This window comes from Rhizobium tropici CIAT 899, assembly GCF_000330885.1.
Lineage (GTDB): Bacteria > Pseudomonadota > Alphaproteobacteria > Rhizobiales > Rhizobiaceae > Rhizobium > Rhizobium tropici.
This window is the reverse complement of record NC_020059.1, coordinates 3332577-3350218: the sequence shown is the minus strand read 5'-3', so window position 1 is coordinate 3350218 and position 17642 is coordinate 3332577. Positions and strand designations below refer to the sequence as shown.

At 59.5% G+C, this 17642-nt stretch carries 17 protein-coding genes and 1 tRNA gene; 8 read left to right on the top strand and 10 right to left on the bottom strand.

Features of this window, described 5'->3' with window-relative positions:
• Positions 1-3 precede the first annotated feature (3 nt).
• Complete coding sequence (locus RTCIAT899_RS16445) at positions 4-798, top strand: FAD binding domain-containing protein (protein ID WP_015341359.1); 795 nt, start codon at positions 4-6, stop codon at positions 796-798.
• Between the two features lie 218 nt (positions 799-1016).
• Positions 1017-2228 carry a 5-aminolevulinate synthase gene (hemA, locus tag RTCIAT899_RS16440; protein ID WP_015341358.1) on the top strand — a complete coding sequence of 404 codons (1212 nt, stop codon included), beginning with the start codon at positions 1017-1019 and terminating at the stop codon, positions 2226-2228.
• 112 nt (positions 2229-2340) lie between these two features.
• Here hemA and dxr read toward each other — a convergent pair whose 3' ends face one another.
• Positions 2341-3534 carry a 1-deoxy-D-xylulose-5-phosphate reductoisomerase gene (dxr, locus tag RTCIAT899_RS16435; RefSeq protein WP_015341357.1) on the bottom strand — a complete coding sequence of 398 codons (1194 nt, stop codon included), beginning with the start codon at positions 3532-3534 and terminating at the stop codon, positions 2341-2343.
• Between the two features lie 197 nt (positions 3535-3731).
• Between dxr and RTCIAT899_RS16430 the strand changes: the two genes are divergently transcribed.
• Positions 3732-3998, top strand: coding sequence for a BON domain-containing protein (locus RTCIAT899_RS16430; protein ID WP_015341356.1), 267 nt, complete (start codon positions 3732-3734; stop codon positions 3996-3998).
• Between the two features lie 124 nt (positions 3999-4122).
• On the opposite strand, the gene RTCIAT899_RS16425 is transcribed toward RTCIAT899_RS16430, so the two are convergent.
• From RTCIAT899_RS16425 to RTCIAT899_RS16415, 3 genes are all read right to left on the bottom strand, one after another.
• Positions 4123-5682, bottom strand: coding sequence for a P-loop ATPase, Sll1717 family (locus RTCIAT899_RS16425; protein WP_015341355.1), 1560 nt, complete (start codon positions 5680-5682; stop codon positions 4123-4125).
• Positions 5683-6069: 387 nt separating this feature from the next.
• A tRNA-Arg gene (locus RTCIAT899_RS16420) sits at positions 6070-6146 on the bottom strand.
• Positions 6147-6270: 124 nt separating this feature from the next.
• The gene (locus tag RTCIAT899_RS16415) at positions 6271-7431 is read right to left on the bottom strand and encodes a M20 aminoacylase family protein (protein ID WP_015341354.1); all 1161 of its coding nucleotides are present in this window, start codon (positions 7429-7431) and stop codon (positions 6271-6273) included.
• Positions 7432-7626: 195 nt separating this feature from the next.
• On the opposite strand from RTCIAT899_RS16415, the gene RTCIAT899_RS16410 reads away from it, so the two are divergent.
• Positions 7627-8793 carry a D-alanyl-D-alanine carboxypeptidase family protein gene (locus RTCIAT899_RS16410; RefSeq protein WP_015341353.1) on the top strand — a complete coding sequence of 389 codons (1167 nt, stop codon included), beginning with the start codon at positions 7627-7629 and terminating at the stop codon, positions 8791-8793.
• 106 nt (positions 8794-8899) lie between these two features.
• The gene (locus RTCIAT899_RS16405) at positions 8900-10105 is read left to right on the top strand and encodes a CobW family GTP-binding protein (RefSeq protein WP_015341352.1); all 1206 of its coding nucleotides are present in this window, start codon (positions 8900-8902) and stop codon (positions 10103-10105) included.
• 29 nt (positions 10106-10134) lie between these two features.
• Here RTCIAT899_RS16405 and RTCIAT899_RS16400 read toward each other — a convergent pair whose 3' ends face one another.
• The 5 genes from RTCIAT899_RS16400 to RTCIAT899_RS33805 form a co-directional block, all read right to left on the bottom strand.
• Positions 10135-10368 (bottom strand): sulfurtransferase TusA family protein, encoded by a 234-nt coding sequence (locus RTCIAT899_RS16400; protein WP_015341351.1) that lies wholly within the window; start codon positions 10366-10368, stop codon positions 10135-10137.
• Positions 10361-11674, bottom strand: coding sequence for a L,D-transpeptidase family protein (locus tag RTCIAT899_RS16395; RefSeq protein ID WP_015341350.1), 1314 nt, complete (start codon positions 11672-11674; stop codon positions 10361-10363). Before RTCIAT899_RS16395 ends, RTCIAT899_RS16400 begins: the two co-directional genes overlap by 8 nt.
• A 230-nt stretch (positions 11675-11904) precedes the next feature.
• A complete protein-coding gene (locus tag RTCIAT899_RS16390; RefSeq protein WP_015341349.1) occupies positions 11905-12858 on the bottom strand; it encodes an acetyl-CoA carboxylase carboxyltransferase subunit alpha in 954 nt (317 codons plus the stop codon).
• Between the two features lie 63 nt (positions 12859-12921).
• Positions 12922-13911, bottom strand: a complete 990-nt coding sequence (gene xerD, locus RTCIAT899_RS16385) for a site-specific tyrosine recombinase XerD (protein WP_015341348.1) — start codon at positions 13909-13911, stop codon at positions 12922-12924.
• Positions 13908-14075: a hypothetical protein gene (locus tag RTCIAT899_RS33805; protein ID WP_015341347.1), complete on the bottom strand. Its 168-nt coding sequence runs from the start codon at positions 14073-14075 to the stop codon at positions 13908-13910. Before RTCIAT899_RS33805 ends, xerD begins: the two co-directional genes overlap by 4 nt.
• 161 nt (positions 14076-14236) lie before the next feature.
• Here RTCIAT899_RS33805 and RTCIAT899_RS16375 point away from each other — a divergent pair, with 161 nt between their 5' ends.
• From RTCIAT899_RS16375 to RTCIAT899_RS16365, 3 genes are read left to right on the top strand one after another with little or no spacing between them, the layout of a single operon-like run.
• The gene (locus tag RTCIAT899_RS16375; protein ID WP_041677691.1) at positions 14237-14830 is read left to right on the top strand and encodes a shikimate kinase; all 594 of its coding nucleotides are present in this window, start codon (positions 14237-14239) and stop codon (positions 14828-14830) included.
• Positions 14827-15957, top strand: a complete 1131-nt coding sequence (gene aroB, locus RTCIAT899_RS16370; protein WP_015341345.1) for a 3-dehydroquinate synthase — start codon at positions 14827-14829, stop codon at positions 15955-15957. Before RTCIAT899_RS16375 ends, aroB begins: the two co-directional genes overlap by 4 nt.
• Positions 15957-17267: an HlyC/CorC family transporter gene (locus RTCIAT899_RS16365; protein WP_015341344.1), complete on the top strand. Its 1311-nt coding sequence runs from the start codon at positions 15957-15959 to the stop codon at positions 17265-17267. Before aroB ends, RTCIAT899_RS16365 begins: the two co-directional genes overlap by 1 nt.
• An 18-nt stretch (positions 17268-17285) precedes the next feature.
• On the opposite strand, the gene RTCIAT899_RS16360 is transcribed toward RTCIAT899_RS16365, so the two are convergent.
• Positions 17286-17573, bottom strand: coding sequence for a BolA family protein (locus RTCIAT899_RS16360; RefSeq protein WP_015341343.1), 288 nt, complete (start codon positions 17571-17573; stop codon positions 17286-17288).
• Between the last annotated feature and the right edge of the window lie 69 nt (positions 17574-17642).

Here is a 17642-nt window from a genome sequence, read left to right as displayed (position 1 = left end):
ACTATGTATGCAACGAATTACCATCGCGCCTCCTCGGTCGACGAAGCCGTCAAGCTTCTGTCCAATACCGATGAAGGCAAATATGTCTCCGGTGGCATGACGCTGATCGCCACCATGAAGCAGCGCCTGGCATCGCCGAGCGATCTCGTCGATCTCCGGCATATCCCTTCGATCAAGGGGATCCGCGTCGATGGCCGCAGGGTCACGATCGGAGCGGCGACCACCCATGCGGAGGTTGCCTCCTCTGCTGCGATCCGCGCGGTCTGTCCGGCGCTCTGCGACCTTGCCGGCATGATCGGCGATCCGCATGTCCGGCATATGGGGACGATCGGCGGCTCCATCGCCAACAACGATCCGGCAGCGGATTATCCGTCGGCGATGTTGGCGCTGAATGCCACCATCGTCACCGACCGGCGCCAGATCGCGGCCGACGACTTCTTCCAGGGTCTGTTCGAGACGGCGCTGGATGGGGCGGAGCTCATTACCTCCATCGCCTTCGACGCGCCGGAGCGGGCAGGCTATGCCAAGTTCCCCAACCCCGCTTCGCGCTATGCGATGACGGGGGTCTTCGTCGCCAAGGGGGCAGGTGGGGTACGCGTTGCCGTCACCGGTGCCGGTGCGGACGGCGTGTTCCGCCATGCCGAACTGGAGCAGGCACTTGCGGCCAATTTTCTGCCGGACGCGGTTACCGGCGTGACAGTGGACCCATCGGCGCTGCTCTCCGATCTGCACGCCACGGCCGAGTATCGCGCCAATTTGATCAAGGTCATGGCCAAGCGTGCCGTGGCTGCGGCATAGATTGCCGCAAATAAGCTCGGAGCGGTGGGGTTTACCCGCCGCTCCGGAGAGAGTGTTTCCAGCACAGTTTCGATTGTCAATTTGATGTGATTGGCTATTCTTGTCTGGAATTGTTCAAAATTAGGGGCCATTTGCCGCAGCGGGCGCGAAAGCAATGCGGAGGGGTTGACGTGTGATCCGGCATTCTCGAAAACGGTCGCACGGTACTGGAGCATATGATGGATTTCGAAGCATTTTTTAAGGGCGAGCTGGAAGGTCTTCACAATGAAGGCCGCTACCGGATCTTCGCAGATCTGGAACGCCGCAGTGGCAATTTCCCCCGCGCCATCAGGCATACCCCGAACGGCCCGCAGGAAGTGACCGTCTGGTGCTCCAACGACTATCTCGGCATGGGTCAGCATCCGAAAGTGATCGAGGCGATGAAGCAAGCGATCGATCACTGTGGCGCGGGTGCGGGAGGCACCCGGAATATTTCTGGCACCAACCACTACCATGTTCTGCTTGAGCAGGAGCTTGCCGATCTCCACGGCAAGGAATCCGCGCTGATCTTCACCTCGGGCTACATCTCCAATTGGGCGACGCTCGGCACGCTCGGCGCGCGCATTCCCGGCCTCATCATCTTCTCGGATGCGCTCAACCACGCATCGATGATCGAAGGCATTCGCTATGCGAAGTGCGACAAGGTCATCTGGAAGCATAACGACCTGCATGACCTCGAAGCCAAGCTGAAGGCTGCCGATCCGAAGGCGCCGAAACTGATCGCGTTCGAGAGTGTCTATTCCATGGATGGCGATATTGCTCCCATCAAGGAAATCTGCGATCTCGCCGACAAGTATGGCGCGATGACCTATCTCGACGAAGTGCATGCCGTCGGCATGTACGGCCCGCGCGGCGGCGGCATTGCCGAGCGCGAGGGATTGATGGATCGCCTGACCGTCATCGAAGGCACGCTCGGCAAGGCATTCGGCGTCATGGGCGGCTATATTGCTGCTTCCACGGCGCTCTGTGATTTCATCCGGTCGTTTGCATCAGGCTTCATTTTCACGACGTCGCTGCCGCCGGCTCTGGCTGCGGGTGCCGTCGCCTCGATCCAGCACCTGAAGGTTAGCCAGTTCGAACGCATGCGCCATCAGGATCGCGTGCGCAAGCTGCGTGCGCAGCTCGATGCGGCCGGCATTCCGCACATGCCGAACCCGAGCCATGTCGTGCCTGTCATGGTCGGCGATGCGGCCAAGTGCAAATGGATTTCGGATCTGCTGCTCGACGCCGGCGTCTATGTCCAGCCGATCAACTATCCCACGGTGCCGAAGAAGACCGAGCGTCTGCGCATCACGCCGACGCCGCTGCATTCGGATGGCGATATCGAGCAGCTTGTCGGTGCGCTGCACGCGCTTTGGTCTCGCTGTGCGCTCGCAAGGGCCGTTGCGTAAGAGACGGCTTCTGCTTTCGGCCAGGTCATTATGGCCTTCCGCCAAGAATGGAATAGCTGCTGAGCCAGACTTGCTATCAAGCTGCCACAAATTGTAAGCTTATACTTACGTTTTACGCAGCTTTCTCCCGCTGAGCGACGAGCACGGCGGCACGGCTGCGTGCTTCCGCGTCCGCGGCAAAGACGGCATCCATGGTGTCGGCGCTGCCGGTTGCGATCATCTCGTCCATGACGGCTTCGGCAATATCGGCCATTTCGAGGAAGCCGATGCGGCCATCCACGAAGGCGTGGAAGGCGATTTCCTCGGCCGCATTCATGATCGCGCCCTGAAGGCCGCCGCGCTCCAGCGCCGTGCGGGCAAGGCGCAGCGCCGGGAAGCGAATCTCGTCCGGCGCTTCGAAATCGAGCCGGGCGAGCTTGGCGAAATCCAGCCGGTCGACGCTGAGCTTCGTGCGGGCGGGATAGGTGAGTGCATAGCCGATGGCGGTACGCATGTCGGGACAGCCGAGCTGCGCCAGAATGGAGCCGTCCGTATAGCCGACCATGGAATGAATGACGGATTGCGGATGGACCACGACTTCGATCTGATCGGGGCGCACGTCGAACAGGTGCTTGGCCTCGATCATCTCCAGCGCCTTGTTGAACATGGAGGCGCTGCCGATCGAGATCTTGAAGCCCATCGACCAGTTGGGATGGGCGCGCGCGATCGCCGGCGTGACATTGGCCATCTGCTCCCGCGTCCAGGTGCGGAAGGGGCCGCCGGATGCGGTCAGGATGATGCGCTCCACCGCATGCTGCTGGTCGTCTTCCAATGCCTGGAAAATGGCGCTGTGCTCGCTGTCGACCGGGATCAGCCGTCCCCCACCTTCGGCTACGGCGCGCACGAAGAGATCGCCGGCGGAGACGAGACATTCCTTGTTGGCAAGCGCGATATCGGCGCCACGGCGGGCGGCTGCGAGCGTCGGCGCAAGACCGGCGGTGCCGACGATCGCCGCCATCGCCCAGTCCGAGGGCATCGAGGCAGCCTCGATCAGAGCATTCTTGCCGGCGCCGACGGCAATGCCGGTGCCTGCAAGCGCATCCTTCAAATCCTGATAGCGCTCTTCCTTGGCCGTCACCGCAAAAGCGGCGCCGCAGGCCTTGGCCTGCTCGGCCAAAAGCTCGATATTGTCATGCCCGGTGATGGCGGCGATATCGAAGGCGTCTCGTCCGCCAAGCTGGGCGATGACGTCGAGCGTGTTCTGGCCGATGGAGCCGGTCGAACCCAATATCGTCAGGCGCCGGCGCGCCTTGCTGGCGGTGTTCATTCAGGTATCCGCATTTGCTGCTGCTTCCCATGGCTCTACAGGGGATTGCCGGGAGCGGCAAGTCCGGAGCCATGCAACCGCACCGCTGGCGGTGCACGCGAAAAGCGAGCGTGCAATTAGTCATATTTTTTTCAATCTCCATTGAACCAAATGCAAACTGCTGCGTTTTCCGACCACCTGGGTGCGGAGGGTGACGAATGGTTTTCAAGGCGGCAACGTTTCACGGCATGGAGCTCTATCTGGAAAACGAGCAGGCCAGACGCTCGGCGCTGGAATCCGCCGTTGCCAACGCGCTCGCCGTTGCCGGCGGAATCGATGCTTCCGATGTCACCGTGATCGCGGCAGGCCAGGAAATCCGCCTGCACGGTTCCGTCGCGACCTATCAGGAGGTCAAGCGGGCAACCGCGGTCGCCGAATCCATTCCTGGTGTGCGGTTGGTGAGGAATAGGATTGCGGTGGGGTGAGCGAGGACGTCACCGCCCATCCTTTGTGGGCCTGCATTCGACATCTATTTAGGAGCGTTAGAAACTTTGTGACCGCAACTTTGGCTACCAAGCTAAGGGCTAGAATTGGAGACTGCAATCGCTACTAGATGGTCACCAAAACTTTGCGAACTGAGTGATGAAGTACAAAACGCTGATCGAAGATTGGGTCTGTTGCACCTCTGAATCCCCATAGGTCTCGTACCTTCTGGTGTTCACTCTCAATGATGTCAAATTGATTGCCAATCATTCCTACTCGGAAGAGAAGGCGAACGAGATCGTTTATGCCGACGTTTTTCAAGAGATTTTTCGCAGCCTTATCTTTTACGGCAATATCCCTTAGCCGTCTTTCAAGATCATCGACGGTGAAGGCGTAGTGTTTTCCCCTGAACATGGCCAAGATGGCAGCCTTTGAGGGCTCGTCGAATGATGCTGAGATTTCTTCAGTGAACTCCTCGAGCATTGCTTCGCCAAAAGAGGCTTCCGACGAGATGAAGTCTGGCGCCCCGATGCTACGCTTACCGAAGGCTAGTTCGGCGGCAGCCTTAAGACGAAGCAAGACGCCTCTCGGTCTGTGGAGACCAGCGTCCAGCAGATACCTTCGGATATCTTTTTGACCGACAAAATCGGGTAGATATACTGACAGCGGATCGTCACTCTCTTCGCCGGTAACTTCGATCTCGGAGAGGCGCATCTTATTCTCAAAGATGGTCAGAACAGGATGGTGCTCAACATTCTCGTTATACCAATTTAAGTTCACTCCGAATGCGTCAATGATTTTCCCAAGTTCCTGCGTCGTTAGTTTAATCGAGCCCAATATTTCCGAGCGTAGACTGGCGTAAACCGTGATGTCGAGCTTAGCGTCTGAAAAATGATTGTTCATGTTATAAGCTGAGAACAGGAGGTCGCGGACCAGCCGTCGATCTCGATCTCCGTCACCGTCCTCGCTCATGAAAAATTCTAGTTCATCGAAGTAAAGACGCGCAGCCTTTCCTGATCGTAGTGTTATGAGCCGGAGAGATGAAATGATCAGGCGCACGAGTTCTAGCAGCTGCATCTTTCCTTCAGCAGAGCGTCTTGCTTCGATCTCCGCTGCTAGTTCCGATTTCAGCGCGCCGACATCTACGGAAAGCTTGATTGCGCCCTTAACACGCTCAATATGCATTTTATCATAAATTGTATTGAATTTATGATTGTTTGCCTCGAGCAACATTGTGATGTCTTTATAAACATCGGCGCCGGAAAGTATTGCTTCCGGAGGTATCAATCGAAATACGTTTTTAAGTATGTACCATTCCCATACGGTTTTGTAATCAGCTTCGGATCGGAAAGTTTTTTGATCTTCGACTATAATCACGTCGATCATCTTGTCGAGGGCGTCTCTGTCCTCCTTTCTTATATGCGACTTGAACAGAACGGCTGCGCTATACTGCTCAGGCTGTTGTCGTCTCAGGTGCAGCATAAGGGTCGTTTTCCCACTCCCTTTCGGTCCCACAATAAATGTGCGAGCGCCGGAGCGGAGTTCTTCCATCTTTATCCGAGGAGGGTCGACGAATGCGTTGTCCAGGATGCTCGAACCCTGCTTGTCTTGTTTGATGAATTCGTGAAGAGCATCACGTTCTCCGAACTGTAAGTTCTCGACGAGGATTGGCAGTGAGCTTTGCATAAACGATGTCCTGTTGGTTGCGAAGTTTTGCCTTGGCAGGCTGTAAGATGCAACCGAAACTTTTAGCTATGTCTTGCCTGAACTAACCTCGGAGTGACGACGTGCAGGTCATCTAATGATCAATCAAAAGTTTTTTTTATTGAGATCATTGCAGCCATCGAGAACACAGGGTGACATTGTCAGCCGGAACGAGCTGAGCAAGGCAAATTGAGCCTGATCCGATGGGTTTAGAAATGGTGAAAACCGCGAATCCCAGTGAGGACGCCGTAAGAGTTAAAGATAGATCATTGACACCTGCTGATGTCCGAAATGCCTGCAAATGTTGGTAGTTCTGGTAGACAGATTCGTCCAAATGCAGGCCAAGAACGATACTGAGTGCTGAAACAATGGTGATCTCGACGCGATTCGAACGCGTGACCCTCAGATTAGGAATCTGATGCTCTATCCTGCTGAGCTACGAGACCACTCGGCATGATCCATACAAAAGCAAAGGCCGGAAGCCAAGCCTTTTTGCGTCGTGGGGACAATCTGTCTTGAGCGTGCGCCCCGCGCGGCCTTGGGGGCTGCGCGGGCCATCATTGAGAAGTCTCAGGCGTTGAGGCGCTGTTCGGCGAGGCGCACCCAATAGGAAATGCCGTGGGCGATGGCTTCGTCGTTGAAATCGTAGGCCGGGTTGTGCAGGCCGGCGCTGTCGCCGTTGCCGACGAAGATGAAGGCGCCGGGGCGGGCGAGCAGCATGTAGGAGAAATCCTCGCCGCCCATCATCGGGTCGATATTCGGGATGACATTGCCTGAGCCGGCGATTTCCTCGGCCACCGCAGTTGCGTGCTCAGTCTCGTCGGCATGGTTGAAGGTGACGGGGTAGTTGCGGTGGAATTCGATCTCGACTTCCGCGCCGTGGCTCGTCGCGATGCCTGTCACGATCTGCTTGAAGCGCTGCTCGGCAAGGTCGCGCATCTCGGGGTCAAGCGTGCGCACCGTCCCGGCGAAGCTCGCATCGTTCGGAATGACGTTATGTGCATTGCCGGCGTTGAACTTGGTGACGGAAACCACCACCGATTTCAGCGGGTTGGCGCTGCGCGAGGCGATAAGCTGCAGGTTGGAGACGATCTGCGCGCCGATGGCGATCGGGTCGATCGTCTTGTGCGGCATGGCGGCATGGCCGCCGAGGCCCTTGATCGAGACGGTGAATTCATCGGTCGCCGCCATGATCGCGCCCTTGCGGATGGCGAAGTGGCCGACCGGCAGGCCCGGCATATTGTGCATGCCATAGACCTCGGCGATCTGGAAGCGCTCCATCATGCCGTCCTTGACCATGGCGTCGCCGCCGGCGCCGCCTTCTTCGGCCGGCTGGAAGATGACGGCGACATTGCCGTTGAAATTGCGGTTCTCGGCGAGGTATTTCGCAGCCCCCAGAAGCATGGCGGTGTGCCCGTCATGGCCGCAGGCATGCATCTTGCCGGCAGTCTGGGATGCATAGGGCTTGCCGGTGATTTCGGTCAGCGGCAGGGCGTCCATGTCGGCACGCAGGCCGATCGTGCGGCCCTCTCCCTTGCCGCGGATCAGGCCGACGACGCCGGTGCGGCCGATGCCGGTCACCACTTCGTCGACGCCGAAGGCACGCAGCTTCTCGGCCACGAAGGCGGCCGTATTCTCAACGGCATAGAGGAGTTCGGGATGCGCATGGATATGGCGGCGCCACTCGGTCACTTCGCCCTGGAGTTCTGCGGCTCTGTTCAAGATCGGCATATGCTGATTTTCCTGCTGCTCAATATCGATTCTGGTTCAACCTGCGGGTCCTTGGCACAGCCTCGGCCAGCTTATCGCGGCCTTTGCGGCGTGCCATCGGGAAATAAAGTCGTCAATCGCCTTTGCCTTCTCCTAGCCATATAGGTTAAATAGACGAAGCTTTCGAGAAAATTCCGGACTTCTGAAGGATAGATCGTGCCGACGAAGCAGAATCGTTTGTATGCCGCCCTGCGGCTCGTTCCTATGGCCGCAGCAGCATCCATGCTTTTCCTGTCGACCGCGCAAACGGCCGGAGCCAATCCGCATATTCTCGTCGATGTCAGCACCGGCCGCGTTCTCGACCAGCAGGAGGCGTTTCGCCGCTGGTATCCTGCCTCGCTCACCAAGCTGATGACGACCTATGTGACCTTCCGGGCCATCCAGTCCGGTCAGGTCCGGCTCGATGCGCCCGTCGTCATGTCGAAGCTTGCTGCCGCACAGCCGCCGGCCAAGATGTACTTCAAGCCGGGCCAGAAGATGACGCTCGACAATGCCTTGAAGATGATGCTGGTCAAATCGGCGAACGATCTTGCCATGGCCGTTGCCGAGACGGTCGGTGGTTCGCAGCAGGGCTTCGTGGCGCGGATGAATGCGGAAGCTGCCCGCCTCGGCATGCGCGACTCGCATTTCATCAATCCGAACGGTCTTCCGGGCAAGGGGCAATATACGACGGCGCGCGATCTTGCGATCCTCAGCGTGGCGCTGCGCCGCGAGTTCCCGCAATATGCCGGCTATTTCTCGCTCGAGGGCTTTACCAACGGCGTCAAGCAGGTGCCGAACATCAATATGCTCATCGGCCGCTTCGACGGCGCCGATGGCATGAAGACCGGTTTCATCTGCGCGGCCGGCTTCAACCAGATCGCCTCGGCAACCCGCAACGGCCGCACGCTGATCTCGGTCGTCCTCGGCACCGACAGCCTGGCGGCGCGCGCCGACGATTCCGCCAATCTGCTGGAAAAGGGCTTCCAGAACCAGCTGTCTACCCGCGATACGCTGGCGACCCTCAGGCCAGATACGCCGGTCACGGCCGATGTCGCCGATGTCACGGCCGACATCTGCAGCACCAAGGGCGCGCAGGCGCGCAGCGAAACTCGCGATCCCTTCGGCCGCACCAAGGTACAGTCGCCCTATATCCACGAAATGGATCATGAGCCCAATTTCGTCTATGCCGGCCTGATCGGCGGCCAGGATATCGCCACCGCCGCCAAGGGCGACAAGGATGATGTCACGGCCAGAGGCGACAAGGCGACCAGAGACAATAAGATCGCCATCTCCAGCGGCGCGTCCAATGTGCCGGTCCCGATGCCGCGGCCCAGTTTCTAGAGCGGTTCAACCTCTGAACCGCTCCGCCTTTTTGTTTTAACGCAATTCCGGACGGAAAACCGCTACGCACTTTTCCTGGAATTGCTCTTAGTATCGGATAGTTCTCATGAGCGTTTCGCAGCAAAGAGTGCCGGTTGCTATCCTGACCGGCTTCCTCGGTGCGGGTAAATCGACCCTGCTCAACCGCATCCTCAAGGATGAGGCTATGCGTGATGCGGCTGTCATCATCAATGAGTTCGGCGATGTCGGCATCGATCATCTGCTGGTGGAAAGCTCCGGCGATTCCATCATCGAGCTTTCCGATGGCTGCCTGTGCTGCACCGTGCGCGGCGAGCTGGTGGATACGCTGGCAAACCTCATGGACGCCATGCAGACCGGGCGCATCCGGCCGCTGAAGCGCATCGTCATCGAAACGACGGGCCTTGCCGATCCCGCTCCGGTCATGCAGTCGATCATGGGCAATCCGATCATCGCGACCAATTTCGATCTCGATGGCGTCATCACTGTCGTCGATGCGGTCAACGGCCTGCAGACGCTCGATAATCACGAAGAGGCGCGCAAGCAGGTGGCGGTTGCCGACCGGCTGATCGTTTCCAAGACCGGGATTGCCGGCGCCGTGCCGGCAGCGCAGCTGGAGAGCAGGCTGAGGGCGCTCAATCCGCGCGCGCAGATCTTGAATGCCGATAGCGACGAGGCGGGACGCGCCGCCATTCTCATCAACGGCCTTTACGATCCGGCATCCAAGATCGCCGATGTCGGCCGCTGGCTGCAGGATGAGCTTGAGGCGGACGAAGATCATCATCACCATGATGACCATGATGACCACGATCACCACGACCATGATCACCATCACGGCGATCATGGGCACCATCATCACCATCATGCGCACCATCACGGCCACCGGCATCAGCACGCTCATGATGTCACCCGCCATGACGGGTCGATCCGCTCCTTCTCGATCGTCGAGACGCAGCCCATCGATCCCACGGCGCTCGAAATGTTCATCGATCTTCTTCGTTCGGCGCATGGCGAAAAGCTCCTGCGCATGAAGGCGATCGTTGCAGTATCGGACCGGCCGGAACGCCCGGTCGTGCTGCATGGGGTGCAGAATATTTTCCACGCGCCGGTGCGCCTGCCGGCCTGGCCCGATCCCGAAGATCGGCGCACGCGTATGGTCATCATCACCAAGGATCTGCCTGAGGATTTCGTGAAGGGCCTGTTCGACGCCTTTCTCAGCAAGCCGCGCGTCGATACGCCTGATAGGGCGGCGCTGCAGGACAATCCGCTGGCCGTGCCGGGGATGAAGTTTTAGGTTCGCGTCGATGGCCTCGGTTTAGCCAATCACCCCTTGCGGATCACAAATCGGTGACCGTTTTCCGTCTTCTCGCTTGCGAGAAGCGTGTGGCCCTTTTCATTGCAGAGATGGGGAATGTCGATGACGGCGAGCGGATCCGTGGTTTCCACGGTCAAGGTCGTGCCGCTTGCCATGGCGCGCAGGCGCTTTTCCGTCTTGATCGCCGGATAGGGGCATTTCAGGCCACGCAGATCGTAGATCTCGGTATCCGGGCTATTCACTCTTCGCCCAGAACTTCCAGAAAGGCGGCTTCTTGGCCTCGGTCTGCGCAGTCTCGACGGCGGGGTTCGGCGCGTAGGCGAGCGCATTGAGGCCGGGGTTCATCGGGTTTGCCGCCGGGATCGGCACGTTCGCGGGAACATTGGCAGCAACGATCGGGCCGGCTGCGGGCTGCTGCGCAGTCGCCAACGGGGCGCCTGCCGCAGGGCTTGCTGCCGCCACGCGGATACTTGCCGTCGTCGGATTGCCCGTCGGGCTCGCAACGGTGCCGCCGCGCGCGATCTGTTGCGCCGACTGGTTGGACATCATCGATTCGAGGTCGGCAACCTTCATCATCTTGCCGGCGGCAAGGGCAGTGCCTGTTGGAGCATAGGCGAGATCATGGCCCTTGCGCTGCTTGGCGACGACGGCCTTGCGCTCTGCCTCGGTCGGATCGTACCAGGCCATGCCGTCGAACTTCTTGGAGGCCATGGCGTAATCCGCCTGGTACTGCTTGTCATAGGTCGCAAGCGCCGTCTGCAGAGCAGGTGGGGTGGTCATGACAGGGCATTTGCCACCGGCGTTGAAGGGGCCGCTCGCCTGCTGGTTGAAGACGTATTTCTTCTCGCAGACCTCGACCTCGGGCGGGCGCTTGGTGACTTCGAAATTGTCGTAGCCGACCTTCAGCATCTTCCAGAATTCGATATTCGGGCTGAGGCGATGCTTCCACATGTTTTCCGCCGTCATGCGGAAGGGGAAGGCCTCGAGCTGAACGGCCTTCTGGCCGCCCTTGAAGGCATCGCGCGCGAAGGCATAGATCTCCAGCACCTGCTGGTCGGTCATCGAATAGCAACCGGACGACGAGCAGGCGCCATGGATCATCAGATTGTTGCCGCTGCGGCCATTGGCGGCATCGTAGCGGTTCGGAAAGCCGGTGTTGATGGCAAGGTAGTATTTCGAATTCGGATTCAGATTGGCCGGCGTCAGCATATAGAAGCCTTCCGGCGCCTGCCGGTCGCCTTCCTTCACCTTCGGGCCGAGACGGCCGGACCAGGCGCAGATCTTGTAATCGGCGATGACTTCGAAGCGGTTGCTCTGGTTCGCCTTCAGGATCTCCATCACGCCTTCTTCCTTGAAGATGCGGATCATGATCGGCGAGTTGCGGTCCATACCCTTCTTGCCCATGTCGGCGAGGATATGGCTCGGAAGCGGTTGTTCGACCTTGTTCTTCACCTTCGACAGGTCGATCGACGCGGTGTCCAGCGCGTCGTTGCAGCCGGCGAGCGCCAGCGCCATCAGGGAAACATAGGCAAGGTGACGAATGCGCATTCTGACTTGGTCCATAAATGCGAAGAGTGGCAGCTCGATCTGTTTCGCCACTCCCCTCGAAGCATGAAACGGAATCATAGACGGTTTATACTTGAAAATTCCTTACCAGCCTATGACGTGCCCGCAACGCGTCGGCAAGCTTTTCTTTGCCATAATAGCTTCGATAACGGAAATGTGGCCAAGGTTTGGCCTCATTCCCGTTTTTCGCGATCACTTTTTCTGAAAACAGCTTAGAGATTGCGGCCGATGTTGAGGAATTTCTGCCGGCGGTCGTTGCGCAATTGTTCACCCGAACGGCTGGAAAGCTCTGCAAGCGCGTTCGCAATCGTCTCGCCGGCCGCGCTTATCACCGCGTTCGGATCGCGATGCGCGCCGCCGACAGGCTCGGAGATGATGCCGTCGATCACGCCGAGACTTTTCAGGTCATCGGCAGTTATCTTCATATTGGTGGCGGCTTCCTTCGCGCGCGTTGAATCGCGCCAGAGGATCGAGGCCGCACCTTCGGGCGAAATCACGCTGTAGATCGAATGTTCGAGCATATAAACGCGGTTGCCGACGGCAATCGCGATGGCGCCGCCCGAACCGCCTTCACCGATCACGATGGAGACGATCGGTACCTTCACGCCGAGACACATCTCGGTCGAGCGGGCAATCGCTTCGGCCTGGCCGCGTTCTTCCGCCCCGACGCCCGGATAAGCGCCGGCGGTATCGACCAGGGTGATGACGGGCAGCTGAAAGCGATCGGCCATTTCGAGGATGCGGATCGCCTTGCGGTAGCCTTCCGGCCGGGCGCTGCCGAAATTGTGCTTCAGGCGGCTCTTGGTGTCGTTGCCTTTTTCCTGGCCGATGAGGGCGACCGGCTGACCGCGGAAGCGGGCAAAACCTGCCTGGATGGCGGCATCCTCGGAAAATTGGCGATCGCCGGCCAGCGGCGTGAATTCCGTAAACAGCGTACTGGCATAGTCGATGAAATGCGGGCGCTGCGGGTGGCGGGCGACCTGTGTCTTCTGCCAGGCGTTAAGCTTGGAATAGATGTCGACCATCGCCTCGCGGACGCGGCTTTCAAGCCGCCCGACTTCCTCGGACGTATCGATGCTTTCGTCTTCGCTCGCCAGTTTCTTGAGCTCGTGAATCTTGCCTTCGAGATCCGAGATGGGTTTTTCGAAGTCCAGATAATTGTGCATGAGGTGCGTTTCCGATCCTTTTGCCCGTGACGAGAGATGGCGGCTTGAGCCTGTATGCCGGTCCTAATCCTGTTTTTTTGCCTGTTTGGCAAGGGGGTGATGCGTTTGGACCAGCTGATGAAGGCGTTCTTCCAGTACATGTGTGTAGATTTGTGTCGTCGAAATGTCCGAATGCCCCAGAAGTTCCTGCACCACGCGCAGGTCTGCGCCGTTGGCGAGAAGATGGCTCGCGAAGGCATGGCGCATCACATGCGGCGAAATCATCGAAGGCGTCAGGCCGGCCCGGATGGCAAGATCCTTGAGATCGCGTGCAAAGACCTGCCGCGGCAGATACCCCTGCTTGGACGCGGCGGGGAAAAGCCAGGGGCTTTCCGGCAGCGGCTGCTTGGCATTGGCTGAAATGGCGGCCTGCAGACGCCCATAGGCCTTCAGGGCCGAAATGGCGGTCTGCGATAGCGGCACCAGCCGCTCCTTGTTGCCTTTGCCGCGGATCATCAGGAAGCGTCCTTCCTGATCCAAGACTTTCGCCGGCAGGGAGACGAGCTCGCTGACGCGCATGCCGGTGGCGTAAAGCATTTCCAGAAGCACCAGCATGCGCAGGCGCTGCAGCTGATCGGGCCCTTCGAGCGCCGCTTCCCGCTCCGCCTGGGTCAGAAGCTTCGTCACTTCATCGACGCCCATCGTCTTCGGAAGGGCGCGGCCTTTCTTCGGCGCATCGAGAATTCCGGTGGGATCGTCCGTGCGCAGACCTTCGGCATAGAGGAACTTGTAGAACTGCCGCATGGCGGAGAGGCGGCGTGCCTGGGAGGATGGCTTGAAGCCCTGGCTCGACAGGCTGGAAAGATAGGCGGCCAGATCACCGGGGCTTGCCTCCGTCAAGCGGACGCCCTGCCCGGAAAGAAATGAATGGAGATCGTCGAGATCGCGCTCGTAGGATTGCAGCGTGTTAACGGCAGCACCTCGCTCGGCGCTCATCATCTCCAGAAAGGCTTCCAAGTGCACTCGCCCCAGATCCCTCTTGCCCGCTCGTATATTCTCAGCTGGCGCGCTCATGGTTTCAGGGCGCCTGTCGTTGGTGGATTGAGGCGCTCGGGGGCAATGCGGATCGTCACGTCGCGCGGCTGGGGATCGACGAAAAGTACGAGGGCCCACATCGCTCCATAGATCGATCCGGCGATGACCGCGCAGATGACAAGGAAGCGAAACAGGGTGGGCATTCGAAAACTCTCCTTCGCCATTCGGTGGCGCGGCGATGCGCTATAATTATATTCCTTCAAGAGTTAGCCGAAGGATATTGCAGACATGTTTACGGCAGCGGCGTCTTGACGCTACCGGCGCATTTGACGATACCGTTTCCAAAGAAATTGTGAATGGGCCGATGAGTGAACAAGTCCTGACCCTTGCCGAGAGCTTGAGAGACAAGGCGCGCGCAGCGCTGGGTCAGCGCAATCTTGTCTTCGTGGGATTGATGGGAGCAGGAAAATCCTCGATCGGCCGGCCCGTTGCGCATCAGCTTGGCTTACCCTTCGTCGATACGGATGCCGAAATCGAGCGCGTGTCGCGCATGACGATCGCCGAACTGTTCGCCGCTTACGGCGAACAAGAGTTCCGAGCACTGGAGACCCGCGTCATCAAGCGGCTCCTCAAGGGCGGCCCGCGCGTCGTCTCGACGGGCGGCGGTGCGTTCATCAACGAACGCACGCGGCTGCATGTCAAGCGCGGCAGCCTTTCCGTCTGGCTGAAGGCCGATCTCGATGTGCTCTGGGAGCGGGTGAACAAGCGCGATACGCGCCCTCTGCTCAAGACCGAAAATCCGAAACAGACCCTCGAGAACCTGATGAATGCGCGCTATCCGATCTATGCGGAAGCCGATATCACGGTTCTCTCCCGCGATGTGAACAAGGACATCATGGTCAGGGAAGTCCTTGCCGCCATCGCCGAGGGAAAGACAGCAGAAAGCAAAATGCCATGAATGCGATCACACCGGCCTCAGCGGAGCGTCTCGTGCGCGTGCCTCTCGGCGAGCGCGCCTATGACATCCTGATCGGCCCCGGCCTGATCGCCGGCGCCGGGCGCGAAATCGCCGCGCGGCTGAAGGGCCGCAAGGCCGCCATCATCACCGATGAAAATGTGGCGCCGCTCTATCTCGGCGCGTTGGTCGCCAGCCTGGAAGCTGCTGATATCCAGGCTTCCAGCCTCGTTTTGCCGGCCGGCGAGAAGACCAAGAGTTTCGAGCACCTGATCACCGTCTGCGATGCGGTGCTGACTGCGCGTGTGGAGCGGAATGATGCGGTGATCGCGCTTGGCGGTGGCGTCATCGGCGATCTCTCGGGCTTTGCCGCCGGCATCGTGCGCCGCGGCGTCCGTTTCGTTCAAGTGCCGACATCGCTGCTGTCGCAGGTGGATTCGTCCGTCGGCGGAAAGACTGGCATCAACACGCATCACGGCAAGAACCTCGTCGGCGTCTTCCACCAGCCCGACCTCGTGCTGGCCGATACCGATGTGCTCAATACGCTGAGCGAGCGCGAATTCCGCGCCGGCTATGCCGAAGTCGCCAAATACGGCCTGATCGACAAGCCGGATTTCTTCGCCTGGCTCGAGGCCAACTGGAAGGATGTTTTTGCCGGCGGGGCGGCCCGCATTGAGGCGATCGCTGCGAGTTGCCAGGCGAAATCCGATGTCGTCGTTGCCGACGAGCGTGAAAACGGGGCGCGTGCCTTGCTCAATCTCGGCCACACCTTCGGCCATGCGCTCGAAGCGGCCACCGCCTATGACAGCCGCCGGCTGGTGCATGGCGAGGGTGTCGCGATCGGCATGGTGCTGGCGCATGAGTTTTCCGCGCGCCTCAATCTGGCAAGCCCGGATGATGCCAAGCGCGTCGAGACGCATCTGAAGGCCGTAGGCCTGCCGACGCGGATGGGCGATATTCCGGGCGAGCTGCCGCCGGCCGAGGTGCTGATGGATGCGATCGCGCAGGACAAGAAGGTCAAGAGCGGCAAGCTCACCTTCATCCTTACGCATGGTATCGGCCAGTCCTTCGTTGCCGACGACGTGCCGTCTTCCGAAGTCCTGAGTTTCCTGAAGGAAAAACATCCCTGATGACCGTCGAGGGCACGCTGGCTGTATTGCTCGAATATTGGCCCGAGATCATCTCGATCATCGTGCTCGTGTTGGTGTCGGCGTTTTTTTCCGGTTCGGAGACGGCACTCACCGCCGTCTCGCGCACCCGTATTCATACGCTGGAGGCCAACGGCGACGAAAGCGCCGGTATCGTGCGCCACCTCATCGAGCGTCGGGATCGGCTGATCGGCACCTTGCTTATCGGCAACAATCTCGCGAATATCTTGGCGTCTTCGCTGGCGACCAGCGTTTTCCTCGGTCTGTTCGGCAATTCGGGGGTGGCGCTGGCAACGGCAGCCATGACCGTCATTCTCGTCATCTTCGCTGAAGTCCTACCGAAGAGCTGGGCGATTTCGACTCCGGATCGCTTTGCGCTCAATGTGGCGGCGCCGGTACGGCTGTTTGTCGCGATCGTCGGCCCCGTGTCGAGTTTCGTCAACGCCATCGTGCGCTGGATCCTTGGGCTGTTCGGCATCAACCTCTCCAAGGAGGTGTCGATGCTGTCGGCGCACGAGGAGCTGCGCGGGGCTGTCGATCTGCTCCACCGTGAGGGTTCGGTCGTCAAAGCCGACCGCGATCGCCTGGGCGGCGTGCTCGATCTCGGCGAGCTGGAATTGTCCGACATCATGGTGCACCGCACGGCGATGCGAGCCATCAATGCCGATGACCCGCCCGAGGTGGTGGTGCGCGCGATCCTTGATAGTCCCTATACGCGCATGCCGCTCTGGCGCGGCACCATCGACAACATCATCGGCGTCGTGCATGCCAAGGACCTGCTGCGGGCGCTGGCGGAGCGCAATGTCGAGCCGGAAAATCTCGATATCGTCAAGATCGCGCAAAAGCCCTGGTTCGTGCCCGACAGTACCAATCTCGAAGACCAGCTCAACGCCTTCCTGCGCCGCAAGCAGCATTTCGCCGTCGTTGTCGACGAATATGGCGAGGTGCAGGGCATCGTCACCCTGGAAGACATTCTGGAGGAGATCGTCGGCGATATCGCTGACGAGCACGACCTCGATATCCAGGGCGTGCGGCAGGAGGCCGACGGCTCGATCGTCGTTGACGGCGTCGTACCGATTCGCGACCTGAACCGCGCGCTCGACTGGCACTTGCCCGACGAGGAGGCGACGACGATTGCGGGCCTCGTCATCCACGAATCGATGACCATTCCGGAAGAGCGGCAGGCCTTCACCTTTTATGGGAAACGCTTCATCGTCATGAAGCGGGAAAAGAACCGCATCACCAAACTGCGCATCCGCCCTGCCGAAACGGAAGAGGCGAAGCCGGAGTAATTCCGGCTTGCAGCCAACCTACCAACGGACTGCCTCGCCGGGAGCCGCGGGCTCTACCGCCAGCGCGTGCAGGCCAGCGTCCAGTTCCGGCTTCAAAAGCTCGTTGATCGCCCTGTGGCGCGCAAGGCGCGGCATGCCCGAGAACTTGGCGGAAACGATTCGAATTCTTATATGGGTTTCGCCGGTTCCGGTCATGTCAGGCTGATGGCCCGCATGAAGGTGGCTTTCATTGATGACGGCAAGGCGCTCGGGCGCGAAGGCGTCGGTGAGCTTCCGCTCAATGCGGGATTGCAGTGTCGTTTCCATATTCCCGCGTCGACCTCGCTTGCGAAAAAAGGCTCCCACAAAGCCTATAACATTCCTGTTTGTCAATTC

Coding starts and splice junctions, on each gene's coding strand:
- RTCIAT899_RS16445 (WP_015341359.1), top strand. CDS start 4: ATGTATGCAACGAATTACCATCGCGCCTCCTCGGTCGACGAAGCCGTC.
- hemA (WP_015341358.1), top strand. CDS start 1,017: ATGGATTTCGAAGCATTTTTTAAGGGCGAGCTGGAAGGTCTTCACAAT.
- dxr (WP_015341357.1), bottom strand. CDS start 3,534: ATGAACACCGCCAGCAAGGCGCGCCGGCGCCTGACGATATTGGGTTCG.
- RTCIAT899_RS16430 (WP_015341356.1), top strand. CDS start 3,732: ATGGTTTTCAAGGCGGCAACGTTTCACGGCATGGAGCTCTATCTGGAA.
- RTCIAT899_RS16425 (WP_015341355.1), bottom strand. CDS start 5,682: ATGCAAAGCTCACTGCCAATCCTCGTCGAGAACTTACAGTTCGGAGAA.
- RTCIAT899_RS16415 (WP_015341354.1), bottom strand. CDS start 7,431: ATGCCGATCTTGAACAGAGCCGCAGAACTCCAGGGCGAAGTGACCGAG.
- RTCIAT899_RS16405 (WP_015341352.1), top strand. CDS start 8,900: ATGAGCGTTTCGCAGCAAAGAGTGCCGGTTGCTATCCTGACCGGCTTC.
- RTCIAT899_RS16395 (WP_015341350.1), bottom strand. CDS start 11,674: ATGCGCATTCGTCACCTTGCCTATGTTTCCCTGATGGCGCTGGCGCTC.
- RTCIAT899_RS16390 (WP_015341349.1), bottom strand. CDS start 12,858: ATGCACAATTATCTGGACTTCGAAAAACCCATCTCGGATCTCGAAGGC.
- xerD (WP_015341348.1), bottom strand. CDS start 13,911: ATGAGCGCGCCAGCTGAGAATATACGAGCGGGCAAGAGGGATCTGGGG.
- RTCIAT899_RS33805 (WP_015341347.1), bottom strand. CDS start 14,075: ATGCCCACCCTGTTTCGCTTCCTTGTCATCTGCGCGGTCATCGCCGGA.
- RTCIAT899_RS16375 (WP_041677691.1), top strand. CDS start 14,237: ATGAGTGAACAAGTCCTGACCCTTGCCGAGAGCTTGAGAGACAAGGCG.
- aroB (WP_015341345.1), top strand. CDS start 14,827: ATGAATGCGATCACACCGGCCTCAGCGGAGCGTCTCGTGCGCGTGCCT.
- RTCIAT899_RS16365 (WP_015341344.1), top strand. CDS start 15,957: ATGACCGTCGAGGGCACGCTGGCTGTATTGCTCGAATATTGGCCCGAG.
- RTCIAT899_RS16360 (WP_015341343.1), bottom strand. CDS start 17,573: ATGGAAACGACACTGCAATCCCGCATTGAGCGGAAGCTCACCGACGCC.